This is a genomic window from Burkholderia sp. 22088, assembly GCF_052045915.1.
Lineage (GTDB): Bacteria > Pseudomonadota > Gammaproteobacteria > Burkholderiales > Burkholderiaceae > Burkholderia > Burkholderia cepacia.
Map to the genome: position 1 here is coordinate 25,171 of NZ_JBQEPY010000006.1, position 12,279 is coordinate 37,449.

Genomic DNA, 12,279 nt, shown 5'->3' on the forward strand with positions numbered 1-12,279 from the left:
CATGGACGAATCTTTAATTGGCCCGGGAAGGCAGGCGTGAAACTAGCCGAATGACATGTCGATGGCCCCTGTTTTTCTGCAGCGATTTTCTGGTTGATTTGATCACCGCCCTGCTTTTGTCAGACAAGGCTATATCAAAAAAACAGGCTTTTCCAGTCGATCTTTTCCCCATTTGATCGAGGTCCGGCGGGCGCGCATTTTTTACTTATCGGAGCGCGTCTGACAGGTAAATCCGTATTCCTTTTGTCAACTTCCTGGATATTTATTTACAGCAGCGAAAAATGACGCATCCGTGAAAACACCAATATCCACGCGATTATCGCGGCCAGATTTTTTGCAATGCAATATCTACATGCCCGGAAAGGATCGACGCACGATAATCCACTCGCCGTCATTCATCAGACGAAACGTCCGGCACTTCCAGGGTTACGTCGATGTTCGTCACGCGTCGACCGGAAGACCCGCACCGCGTGACGAAAACAGCCGTATCAGATAAAGCATCGGCCGGAACGAGACGGGCCGCGCATCGGGGTTCACCCACAACCGCACCGCATACACCGCGTAGGCCGGCACTTCGCGCCAGCTCGAATAGATGTCGCGCAACTGGAAACGGGCCGGATATGCGGCGGAAATGTTCGCCCGCGCGATGCCGACACGCTCGAACGCGAGGCGCGCCCGCGCGAGATGATAGGACTGGCTGACGATCAGCACGCGCGACACACGGTGCGCCTGCAGGTAAGCGAGCGTGTGCTGCGCCGTCGCGAGCGTGTTGTCGCCCTGGTCGTCCACCGCGATCCGGCCGGCCGGCACGCCGCGCGCCACCAGATAGTCGCGCATCGCGGTCGCCTCGTTCAGCCCGGGGCCGTCGATCGCGCCGCTGACCAGGAACGCCGGGCACTGCCCCGTGCGGTAGCAGCGCACGCCGACATCGAGCCTGGCGGCGAGTACGGGCTTCGGCGCGCCGGTCGCGTCGAGCGCATTGCCGAAGATCACGGCAACATCGGCCGGCTCGCTCGGCATCCGCAGCCCGTGCGCGACGAGCGCAACGGCTGCGACGATCCACAGGCAGGCAACGATGGCCAGCAGGCGGCCCGTTCGGGCGAAGAAGCCCCGTTTGGTGCGGTTTTTCAAGGTTTTCGGTCTCTCAGGTCGTCGGGCTCGGGCTCGCCGGGCATTTCGGCTTGCCCGGCCCCGCGCGGGCGCGTAACGCTAGCACGGTGCGCGTTCGGGTGTCCACGCGGCGGAACGATGCCGGACGATGGCCGGCCTTCCGGCAAGTCGACCGGAGCAGCGTGCCCGGCGAAGCGGGCAGGCAATTGGAAAGGGAAAACCTGCGGAGATTTACGGAGATGGAAAGAATGTGAATGACCGTGCCGCGATGCACGGCTCGGCCCGAATCAGTCGACCGGGCACATCGCGAGCCGCCCCATCGCCTCGCCGGCGCCGCGCACCGCGCAGGTGGCCGGCTCGTCGGCGATCCGGGCGACGAGGCCCGTCTCGTCGTACAGCAGTCGCTCGAGATCCGCGAGCAGCGCGCCGCCGCCCGTCAGCACCACGCCGCGATTCGCGATATCGGTCACGAGCTCGGCCGGCGCGTTCTCCAGCACCGACTTCACCGCGCCGATCACCTGCTTGAGCGGCGCGACCAGCGCGTCCGCCACGTCATGGTTGGACAGCTCGATCGAGCGCGGCAGGCCGTCGCCGACGCTGCGCCCGACCGCGCGCGTCGACCTGCGCGGCACCGCGCTGGTGGCCGAGCCGATCGACTGCTTCACGTGCTCGGCCGTCTGCTCGCCGAGCAGCACGCCATACAGGTTGCGGACATGATTGACGATCGCCGCGTCGAACTGGTTGCCTCCGACGCGGATCGCCTCGCGGTAGACGATGCCGCCGAGCGCGATCACCGCGACTTCCGTCGTCCCGCCGCCGATGTCGACGACCATCGAGCCGACCGGCTCGGTCACCGGCAGGCCCGCGCCGAGCCCGGCCGCCAGCGATTCCTCGATCAGTTCGACCTCCGATACACCTGCCGCGAACGCGGCCTCGCGAAGCGCGCGGCGCTCGACGGCCGTCGCATCGGACGGCACGCACAGCGTGACCTCGACGCGGCGGCCGAAACGCGACCGCGTGCGCGACATGTCGATGAAGCTGCGGATCATCTGCTCGGCCGCGTGCGCGTCGGCGATCACGCCGTGCCGCATCGGCCGCACGGCTTCGAGATGCCCCGGTTCGCGGCCGAGCAGCGCCTTTGCGAGCTCGCCGACGGCCTCGAGCGTCGGCCGTGCGTCGGTCGCGCCGGCCTTGCGGAAGCAGACGACCGACGGCTGGTTCAGCACCACGCCGCGTTCGTGCGTATAAATCCGCGTACTTGCCGTTCCAGGGTCGATCGCAACGGGTTGCGCAAACAACTTTCCGAACAGCGGTGTCGACATATCAAACCTTTGTAATCGAACGGACGCGGGGCAGCCGCGCCGCATTTCCGTGGCGCGGCCATGCCGCTCCATCACGGACTTAGCGGCAAATCGTTCCGATACTTTAGGCAATTCCGATGATTTTTTCGCGACGCAATTGTCAAATGTGCCGTTCCGGACACATCCGGCTACGCCACAGCCTCTCGCATTGCGTCTGTAAAACACGGTAATCTCTCGGTCTTGCCTGCTCCCGGCAGGCCTCAGACGCCCGATCACGCCAGGTATTTCCACCATGACAGCGACCGTTTCCTTCCGCTGGGCGCGGGTGCGCCCGCTTTGCACGACGCTCGTCGCCTTCTGGTGCTGCACGGTCGCCGCGCAACCGCTGCCGGCCCCCGAATCCGCCGCCGCCCAAGCCACCGCCGCCAGCGCGCCGGCTGCCACGCCCGCCGCATCCGGGCACACCTGCGACGCCGACGGCGGCCCGGCCGGCCGGCCGTCGATCGGCCTCGTGCTGTCCGGCGGCGGCGCGCGCGGCTACGCACATCTCGGGGTCCTGAAGGTGCTGGAGGACAACCGCATCCCGATCGACTGCATCGCGGGCACCAGCATGGGTGCCGTGGTCGGCGGGCTGTATGCGAGCGGCATGGCCGCCGGCGAGATGCAGAAGCGGCTGTCGGAGGTCAACCTCGCTGACATCGCGTTCGACGTGACGGATCGCGCGGACCTGCCGCAAACCAGCCGGGAGGACGAACGCCTGTACATCAACGGGCTGACGCTCGGCTTCGGCAAGAAAGGCGTGAAGGCGCCGGTCGGCCTCGTGCAGGGGAACCGGCTGCAGGCGCTGCTCGCGAACTGGACGGCCGCCGTGCCCACCAACCAGCCGTTCGACCGCCTGCCGATCCCGTACCGCGCGGTTGCGACCGACCTGCAGACGGGCCAGATGGTCGTGCTCGACCACGGCTCGCTGCCGCTCGCGATCCGCGCGAGCATGGCCATGCCGGGCCTGTTCGCGCCGGCCGAGATCAACGGGCGCGCGCTGGTGGACGGCGGCCTCGTCAGCAACCTGCCCGTCGACACCGCGCGGCAGATGGGCGCGAACGTCGTGATCGCGGTCGACATCGGCTCGCAACTGCGCCCGCTCGACGCGCTCGCGTCGCCCGCCGACGTGATGCAGCAGATGGTCGGCATCCTGATCCGCCAGAACGTGACCGCCCAGCGCAAGCAGCTCGACGCGCAGGACGTGCTGCTCACGCCGGATCTCGGCTCGCTCGCGTTCACCGATTTCCAGAACGCGAAGCAGGCGATCGCCGCCGGCGCGGCCGCCGCGACCGCGGCGCTGCCGAAGCTGCAGCGCTTCGCGCTCACGCCGGAACAATATGCGGCGTACCGCTCCGCGCACGCGCAACCGCTGCCGCCGCCGATCCGGATCACGCGCATCGAGATCAAGACCTCCGGCGGCGTGCCGAAGCGGGTCGTCAGCAACGCGCTGCACGTGAAGCCCGGCGACACGTACGATCCGAACACCGTCAGCCAGGATCTGCTCGGCCTCACGACGGGCGGCAACTTCGAGAGCGTCACGCAGCAGATCGTGAGCCACGGTGACGAGAACGTGCTCGAGATCGACGCGCGCGAGAAATACTGGGGGCCGAATTTCCTGTTGTTCGGGCTCGGCATGTCGAGCAGCTCGACCGACGAGGGCGGCTTCCGCCTGCACGTCGGCTACCGGCGCCCGTGGCTCACCGAATCGGGGCTCGAATTCCGCGCGGACACGACGATCGGCAGCGACCTGCAATCGGCGCGCGTCGAGCTCCGCCAGCCGCTGTCGATGGCCTACGGCGTCTATCTGTCGCCCTACGCGGAATACCAGCGCCGCTACGCGAACCTGTACGACGACTCCGGCGACGTGAAGATCACGCAGTACCTGATGCAGACCGCGCGCGCCGGGATCGACCTCGGCCTGCCGATCGCGCGGCTCGGCGATTTCCGGATCGGCATCGGGTACGTGACCGGGCACGGTTCGCCGACCTACAACCTGCCGTCCCCGTTCGACGACGGTAGCGGCCAGACGCTGCTGTGGCCGAGCTTCACGTCGCAGGCGCTGATCGCGCGTGCGCGGCTCGTCATCGACCAACTCGACGATCCGCTGTTCCCGCGCAAGGGCTATTTCACCGAGTTCCGCATCGAGCGCTCGCTGGTGTCGCGCAACGGGGGCTCGGCGAGCGAATTCGACGACAGCATCAACAGCGCGCCCTACACCGAGATCTACGGCAAGGCGATGGTGGCGCAGCAGTTCGGCAGCCACAGCGTCAGCGCGACGATCGAAGGCGGCAAGAGCATCGGCGGCACCAACCTGAACAACGCGTTCAACTTCACGCTCGGCGGCTTCCAGCATCTGTCCGCGTATGCGGCCGACCAGCTGAACGGCAACGAGCTCGCGTATGCGCAGGTGACCTACATGAACCAGCTGATGACGTTCAACGCATCGCCGATCAAGGCGCTGTCGGTGGGCGCCAGCGCGGAAGTCGGCAACGTCTGGTCGAGCGGGCAGCAGATCGGCGGCGGCTCGCTCAAGCAGAGTTATACGTTCTTCACGAGCCTGTCGACCGCGTTCGGGCCGGTCTACCTCGGCGTGGCGCTCGGGCCCGGCGGCCGCCGCAACTTCTACCTGCAGCTCGGCCGCACGTACTGAGCGTGCGCGGGTGCCGCTTCGGCGGCATCCGCCACGCCTTCGCGCGACACGCCCGGATCAGAACGCCGCGGCCATCGCGACCGCCCGGGCCTGCGCCCGTTCGATGCTGTCGCTCGCCAGCGCCCCCCACGTGTGTTCGACGGTCAGGCTCCTGACCTCGCTCACGCCGATGAACCTCAACCAGAATTCGATGTAGTCGGCCTGATGCCGGAACCCGGGATTGTCGGCGCCCGCGCCCGTCTCCCGGCTCTGTCCGCGAACATGGATGACCAGCGCCCGCGGAATCTCCAGCAGCGGAGCGTAGGCCTTGCCGTCGAACGTGAACAGCATGTTCCGCTGGCTGACGAGATCGATCAGTTGCTTGAGCTTGTACGGATAGCCGAAATTCCACATCGGCACGCCCACGACGATCCGGTCCGCTTCCTGAAAGCGCTTCACGAGCGCCTGGATGCGCCGCCAGACCGACTGTTCCGCATCGTCCATCGGCGCGTTGGCGACGCCTTTGTACTTCGCGCCGATCGCGTCGCTGCCGAAGTCCGGCAAGTCTTCTTCCCAGACATTCAGCGTATCGACGTCAATCGATGCGCCCGTTTCCCGGAACGCATCGACAAAGGCATTGGCGACCGCGATCGACGCCGACCTCGCGCCGCGGGGAGATGACACGATATTCAAAAGCCGCATGACGTATGACCCTGACAGGAATGCATGAACAACGGAGCGGCCATCGTGGCTGCCCCGGCTTCACGGCTGCGTCGCGGGCCGCCCGCCTCCACTGACACGAATCGGCCCGCCCACACAGTTGCAATTGCAATCGTAATGCAAAGCGCGCACGTGCGCCAAACGAATCGTCATGGGGTGGCGGTGCGGGCGGACATCGGTACGCGGTACGCGGTACGGGTAAGGGACGGCGGGACGAGCCGGCGACGCGCTCGAATCCGGCGCGCGCGGCTGTCGTGGGGTCGTGGGTCGTGCGGGGTTGCTGTCGAGGCCCGGAGGCCCGGGACTCGTGTTGCGGATCGTCAGACCGGCCAGCTGATCTCGAAGCGTGCGCCGCCGAGTTCCACCGGGTCGACGACAGCGATCCGGCCGTTGTGCGCGTGGAGCACCTGCCGCGTGATCGACAGGCCGAGGCCATAACCGCCGGTGCGGCGGTCGAGGCGCACGAACGCGTCGAAGATCCGCTCGCGCTCGCTCTCCGGCACGCCGGGGCCGTCGTCCTCGACGAAGATCCCGATGTTGCCGTGCACGAGCGAGATCCCGACGACGATCCGCGATTTCGCGTACTTGCTCGCGTTGCGCAGCAGGTTGCGCATCGCGTACGACATCAGCCGCCGGTCCATCTTCACCCGCAGGTCCGACGCGATCGCGATGCGCGACTCGATCGCGCGTTCCGGATACAGCAGCTGCGCATCGTTGACCTGGTGTTCGAACCACGCGACGGGAGCCGTCATCTCGAGGTTCGACTGCAGCGAACTGTATTCGAGCCGCGCGAACGTCAGGCTCATGTCGATCAGTTCCTCGAGCTCGGTCACGTCCTGCGCGATGCTCTCGAGCGCGCTCTGGTATTCGGCCGCGGAACTTGGCTCGCGCAGCATTTCGAGCGCGAAACGCACGCGTGCGAGCGGCGTGCGCAGCTCGTGCGAGATGCCGTTCGTGAGGTCGCGCTGCGCGGCGATCAGGCGTTCCATCCGCATCGCGAGCGCATTCAGCGTCCGCGCGAGCGGGCCGATGATCACGCTGTGCGATTCGCGCGCGCGCGTGTTGAAGCGCCCGCCCGTGAAGTCGATCGCGCGCTCGCGCACCATCACGAGATCCGACCACACCGGCCGCATCCACCGGTACGCCGCGAGCGCGGGTGCGGCGAACACGAACGCGAGCACGATCCAGATGTCGCCGGGCAGCGAATCGAACGCATGCCACACGACCTGCGGCGACAATTCGACACACAGCGCGAGCGCCGGCACGAGCGCGGTCAGCAGCACGAGGCCGAGCAGATGCAGGTAGGTGCGCACGTAAAGGCGCGACCAGCTCGGAATGCGGTCGGCGCGCGTATCGGTCCACGCGCGGCGGAAATGCAGCCAGCGCCATTTGACGTAGCGCAGCGTCGGCAGCGGCGGAGCATCGGGGTGCGAACGGGTTCGTCGGATCATCTCGGCTCCCGGCCGGCAGGGGGAATGCCCGCGCGGAACGTGACGGCGTCGCCCGAAGGCCGCGTCATTCCCACGCGTGCTTGCTGAATTGATAACCCTTGCTGCGGATCGTCTTGATCCGCTGCGGGTTGCTCGCGTCGTCGCGCAGCTTGCGGCGCAGCTTCGAGATGCGCCCGTCGATCGTGCGGTCGAGGCCGTCGAACTCGACGCCGCGCAACTGCAGCATCAGGTCGTCGCGGCTGACGACTTCGCCCGCATGGCACACGAGCGCCCACAGCAGGTCGAATTCGGCCGACGTCAGGTCGGGCGTGCTGCCGTCGGGCAGCACGACGGAGCGGTCGGTGCGGTCGATCGAGAACTTGCCGAACGCGTAGCGCTCGGGCTGCGGCGCGCTGCTCTCGGGCGCGCGCGCGGGCGCACGGCGCAGCTGGGCCTTGATCCGCGCGAGCAGGATGCGCGGCTCGACCGGCTTGTGCACGTAGTCGTCCGCGCCGAATTCCAGGCCGAGCAGCTCGTCGAACGGCTCGTCGCGGGCCGTCACCATGATGATCACGCCGTCGTACTGCTTGCGCGCCTCCCGGCAGATTTCGAAGCCGTCCTTGCCCGGCAGGTTCACGTCGAGAATGACGAGATCGGGACGAATGGACAGGATCGCCGGCACCGCGGCGTCACCATGCAGCACAGTATCGACTTCATAGTCGTTCTTGCGCAGGTAGCCGGCGATCAGCGTGGACAGGCGGGTGTCGTCTTCGACGAGCAGGATGCGAAAAGACATGGGCAGCGGTCGGTTCATCGGGAAAGCCGCGGCGGCGCCGGCCGGTGCCGGACGCCGGCCATTGGCCGAAACGTACCGCATGATACTGCGCCAGCCGATTGCCTGTTTAGCGGTCTTGAAAATAAGGGAGCGATATCGGCCGAGCTTGACGAATCGGCGCCGGGACGGTTCCATACGGGCTCGCCTGAATCCGGGCCATGCCCTGCCCGCCTGACTTGATGAATTATCAAACGATCCTCGAACGCATCCACACCGAACTCGCCCCCTGGATTGGCCAGGGACGGGTCGCCGATTACATTCCCGAGCTCGCGAAAGTGCCCGCCGACAAGTTCGGGATGGCCGTCGTCACACTCGACGGAAACGTTTGCACGGTCGGCGACGCGCACGAGCGCTTCTCGATCCAGAGCATCTCGAAGCTGTTTGCGTGCACGCTCGCGTTCCAGCTGCTGGGCGACGACCTGTGGGAACGGGTCGGCCGCGAGCCGTCCGGCAACGCGTTCAACTCGCTGGTCCAGCTCGAGAGCGAGCGCGGCAAGCCGCGCAACCCGTTCATCAATGCGGGGGCGCTGGTCGTCACCGACGTGCTGTGCCGCCGCTTCGTGAAGGCCGAGACGGCGCTCGTCGAATTCGTGCGGCGGCTGATCGGCGCGAACGACATCGACTACGATTCGCGCGTCGCGCAGTCGGAACTGCAGCACGCGGAGCGCAACCGCGCGATGGCGCACTTCATGGCGAGCTTCGGCAACATGCAGATGCCGCCCGACACGGTGATCGACGCGTATTGCCGACAGTGCGCGATCACGATGAACTGTGTCGAGCTGGCAAGCGCCGCGCTGTTTCTCGCGAATGGCGGGGTCGCGCCGGTGACCGGCGAGCGGATCGTGGATTCGAGTTCCGCCAAGCGGCTGTCGGCGTTGATGCTGACCTGTGGCACTTACGATGCGGCGGGGGATTTTGTGTATCGCGTCGGGTTGCCGGCGAAGAGTGGTGTCGGTGGCGGGATCGTTGCGGTGCTGCCTGGGGAGATGGCGGTTTGTGTGTGGGCGCCAGGGCTCGATGCTAATGGGAACTCGTTGGCCGGCACGCTGGCGTTGGAGTGGTTGACGACTTATTCGGGAAGGTCGATTTTTTGAGGGAGCGGAATTAGGCGTGTCTCGCCTGGCGCTACAGTGACCGATTCATATCGGCGTACGCAATGGCAAATTGGGCCGTTGGCTGCAATCGCCCCGAACTACCGCAACCGACCGTTGGTCGCTAAAGCGCACGCCAGTATATTAGCGGCTGCGCACAAACGTGGCGCCGGTGTGACGGAAACCACCGCGAGGCGCAACAAAATGCCCCTACGAAAATCGCATCGGCAACCACCCCGATTTTCCGGTACAAATCGGGGACGCTGAAATTCCCCGCGAGCTATCGGAGACCCTCGTTCATGACTCGGCAAAACGCACCGGAAATCGCCACAACGGCAACCCGCACGAACCCCGGCGACGCCCCATCCGCCCCGATTCCCGCCATCGTGCCGTCAAGCACCGCGCTGCTCGTCATGCATTACCAGACCGACATCCTCGGCCTCTTCCCGTCGGTCGCGCCCGATTTGCTCGCCAATACGCGCCGGCTCTGCGATGCGGCGCGGGCAAGCGGCATCGGCGTCTGGTTCGCGAACCTCCGGTTCAGCCCCGGCTATCCGGAAGTCAGCCCGCGCAACAAGAACGGCCAGGGCATCAAGCAGCTCGGCCGCTTCATCGACGACGGCCCATGCCCGGAGTTGGGTCGGCAGGCCGACGAGCCGCTGATCGTCGCGCACCGCGCCAGCGTGTTCTTCGGTACCGATCTGCAAGCGCGCCTGGTCGAGCAAGGCGTCGATTCGCTGATCATGGTCGGCATCGCGTCGACGGGCGTGATGCTGTCGTCGATCGCCCACGCGAGCGACGCGGACTTCCGCCTCTATACGGTCAAGGATTGCTGCTACGACCCGGACCCGGTGGTTCACGAACACCTGTTCGCCACCGCCTTCGAATCGCGCACGACGGTGCTGTCGCTCGAGGACGCGTTGCGGCTGCTCGCATAAGCGCACGCACACGCGCGAGCGTGACGGGCCAACGTCATCACCCGAGTCGACCTGCACGGGTGACGGCTACCAGGCCCGGCTGCCGTGGTCGAGCGTCCCGCCGAACCCGTAACGGGCGACGGCGTGCGCGATGCCGCGCGCGCCGCCCCCCCCTTCGTCGTTACTTCGCGATATACACACCCGACGTCGGGCACGTGCCCTGCGTATTGCCGTCGGTCACGAGCGACGCGGCGCTCGGGAACTGCGCGGTCGCATTGGTCTTCACCGCGATCCACGCTTCGGTGAAATAGCTGACGCCATTCGTCTTCGTGCACTTCAGCGACACCGCGCTGCGCGTGTTGCTGCCGAACGCGCCTTCGAATGCGGACAGCAACTGGTTGCGCGTGACCGTCTTGCCCGCGTTCGCCTGCAGGAACGCGTTGAACGACGTATTGCCGAGCCGGCTGATCATGCCGGACGCCTGGTTCCAGTACGCATCGGGCGTCGCCGAGTTCGAGCAGGTGCCGTGCTTGAACCATTCGTGCTTGTCGAGGCACGACGCGACGCCCGGCATGTAGGTCGACAGCGTGTTGCGGGTCGCGCTGCTGATCGGGTAGGCGTCCATGCTGCACCACTGGTGCGCGTTGTCGAGGTCGATGTCGTTCTGCGGCACGCCGCAATAGAACGGCTGGTTGCCGTCATAGCGGTTCGGCCACAGGCCATGCAGCGACAGGCTCGTCGCCGCATACGAGCCGGCGAGGTTCGTGCATTCCGGCGTGTCGTGCGACGCGCAGAAGCCGGGCTCCCACGATGCGGCGAGCAACAGGTAGTCGTAGCTGGTCTGCGCGGCGGCGTGCAACGACACGGAAGCAACGGCGAGTGCGGCAGCGGCGCGGGCGAGCGTCTTGAGCATGGCGTGTTTCCTCGGAAAAGGCATGCGGTCGCGGGATGCGCCGCACGGTTGTCGAATGTCCGACCGCGATTGTCGCCGTCGCAACATGGCACGAATGTGAAGGTGGACGAAAGAATGCGCGGGTCGCCGCCGAGCCGGTTACAACCGGTACCGGTACCAGTGGTTGCCTTCCGCCCCAAGCGACGCCGGCGTACCGTGTCGCCACCCTCATCCTGCAACGGAGCATCGCCATGGTGACCGCGACACGGCTCGGCAAGCCATATTGCGTCGAGATCGGCAACGGGCGCAGCGTCGTGCGCTCGGACACGCGCAAGGACGGCCAGGGCGGCGACGCCGGCATGCGGCCGCACGAACTGCTCGAAAGCGCGCTCGCGGCCTGCGTCTGCATGTCGATCGACCTGGCCGCACGACAGGCGGGCGTGACGCTGCCCGCATGCACGGCGGACGTCACCGTCGATCGCCTCGACCACGAAACGGGCTTCGACATCGCACTGCGCTTCGTCGCGCCGCTGTCGCACGCGCAGCAGACACTCGTGCGCGACGCGGTGCGGGCTTCTCCGGTCGCCCGGACGCTCGGCAAGCCGATACGGGTCAGGCCGGCCACGATCGCGAGCGGCTGACCGTCACGGCGCGCCGGACACGGCACGATCGACACCCGCACGTCGACGGCCGCGCGACAAGCATCGGTGGCGAACAGGCACTCACGACCCGGTGCCGAGCTGTGTGCACGCGCGGGCGGACGCTTCGGGGCCTTCGAGCGCGAGGATCTGCCACACGCCGATGCTGACGCGCTGGCGCGCCGCCGTCGACGCATCGGCCAGCAACGCCTCGACGCGCGGTGCCGCATCCGGCGCCTGCTGCTTCAAGGCCGCGTGATGCCGCGCACGCGATGCCGGTTCGGATTCGTACACGTCGCACAGGCGCACCATGCCGGCGAGACCGGCGACATCGTCGTCCTTGTCGATCGCGCGCGGCTCGACAGGCGCGAGCCCCTTGCGCTCCGCCGCCGGCAGCTTGTTGCGCGCGCCTTCGTCGATCGACGCGGCGGATGCCGGCGGCAGGCCGCCGATCGCCGCGACGATCCGGCTGCCCGCGGCGATCATGTCGCCCTGGCACACGATCCTCTCCGCGGCCGCGACGTTCGAGCAGAACGACACCGAGGTGCGGTACACGTCGTCGCTCATGCGTGGCACTTCGTTCACGCTCGCCTGCGCGAAGCCGGCGCTCGTCAGCGCCAGCGCGGCGGGAATCAGGATGCGGAATGCGCTCGTCTTGTTCATTGTTGTTCGTA

11 protein-coding genes are annotated in these 12,279 nt (G+C 66.8%); 4 read left to right on the forward strand and 7 right to left on the reverse strand.

All coding sequences use genetic code 11. From position 1 onward, the window contains the following. Positions 1–441 precede the first annotated feature (441 nt). Positions 442–1,131 (reverse strand): YdcF family protein, encoded by a 690-nt coding sequence (locus tag ACTJLD_RS12940; protein ID WP_440658939.1) that lies wholly within the window; start codon positions 1,129–1,131, stop codon positions 442–444. 266 nt (positions 1,132–1,397) lie between these two features. Continuing rightward, positions 1,398–2,432 (reverse strand): rod shape-determining protein, encoded by a 1,035-nt coding sequence (locus ACTJLD_RS12945; RefSeq protein WP_027789592.1) that lies wholly within the window; start codon positions 2,430–2,432, stop codon positions 1,398–1,400. Between the two features lie 271 nt (positions 2,433–2,703). Between ACTJLD_RS12945 and ACTJLD_RS12950 the strand changes: the two genes are divergently transcribed. After that, entirely contained in the window at positions 2,704–5,103 is a 2,400-nt protein-coding gene (locus ACTJLD_RS12950) for a patatin-like phospholipase family protein (protein ID WP_059698257.1), read from the forward strand. A gap of 57 nt (positions 5,104–5,160) precedes the next feature. On the opposite strand, the gene ACTJLD_RS12955 is transcribed toward ACTJLD_RS12950, so the two are convergent. The 3 genes from ACTJLD_RS12955 to ACTJLD_RS12965 form a co-directional block, all read right to left on the reverse strand. Next, on the reverse strand, positions 5,161–5,784 hold the full coding sequence (locus tag ACTJLD_RS12955; RefSeq protein ID WP_440658941.1) for an FMN-dependent NADH-azoreductase: 624 nt from the start codon (positions 5,782–5,784) through the stop codon (positions 5,161–5,163). A 338-nt stretch (positions 5,785–6,122) separates the two neighbouring features. Then, positions 6,123–7,253, reverse strand: a complete 1,131-nt coding sequence (locus ACTJLD_RS12960) for an ATP-binding protein (protein WP_091918933.1) — start codon at positions 7,251–7,253, stop codon at positions 6,123–6,125. A 64-nt stretch (positions 7,254–7,317) separates the two neighbouring features. After that, positions 7,318–8,028 (reverse strand): response regulator, encoded by a 711-nt coding sequence (locus ACTJLD_RS12965; protein ID WP_027789596.1) that lies wholly within the window; start codon positions 8,026–8,028, stop codon positions 7,318–7,320. Positions 8,029–8,246: 218 nt separating this feature from the next. Between ACTJLD_RS12965 and ACTJLD_RS12970 the strand changes: the two genes are divergently transcribed. Continuing rightward, a complete protein-coding gene (locus ACTJLD_RS12970; protein ID WP_027789597.1) occupies positions 8,247–9,161 on the forward strand; it encodes a glutaminase in 915 nt (304 codons plus the stop codon). Between the two features lie 296 nt (positions 9,162–9,457). After that, the gene (locus ACTJLD_RS12975; RefSeq protein ID WP_440658943.1) at positions 9,458–10,096 is read left to right on the forward strand and encodes an isochorismatase family cysteine hydrolase; all 639 of its coding nucleotides are present in this window, start codon (positions 9,458–9,460) and stop codon (positions 10,094–10,096) included. Positions 10,097–10,256: 160 nt separating this feature from the next. Here the strand turns inward: ACTJLD_RS12975 and ACTJLD_RS12980 are convergent, their stop codons facing one another. Next, positions 10,257–10,988, reverse strand: a complete 732-nt coding sequence (locus ACTJLD_RS12980) for a ribonuclease T2 (RefSeq protein WP_027789599.1) — start codon at positions 10,986–10,988, stop codon at positions 10,257–10,259. Positions 10,989–11,218: 230 nt separating this feature from the next. On the opposite strand from ACTJLD_RS12980, the gene ACTJLD_RS12985 reads away from it, so the two are divergent. Further along, a complete protein-coding gene (locus ACTJLD_RS12985; RefSeq protein WP_134256140.1) occupies positions 11,219–11,608 on the forward strand; it encodes an OsmC family protein in 390 nt (129 codons plus the stop codon). Positions 11,609–11,689: 81 nt separating this feature from the next. On the opposite strand, the gene ACTJLD_RS12990 is transcribed toward ACTJLD_RS12985, so the two are convergent. Then, positions 11,690–12,268, reverse strand: a complete 579-nt coding sequence (locus ACTJLD_RS12990; RefSeq protein ID WP_334034040.1) for a hypothetical protein — start codon at positions 12,266–12,268, stop codon at positions 11,690–11,692. Positions 12,269–12,279 lie beyond the last annotated feature (11 nt).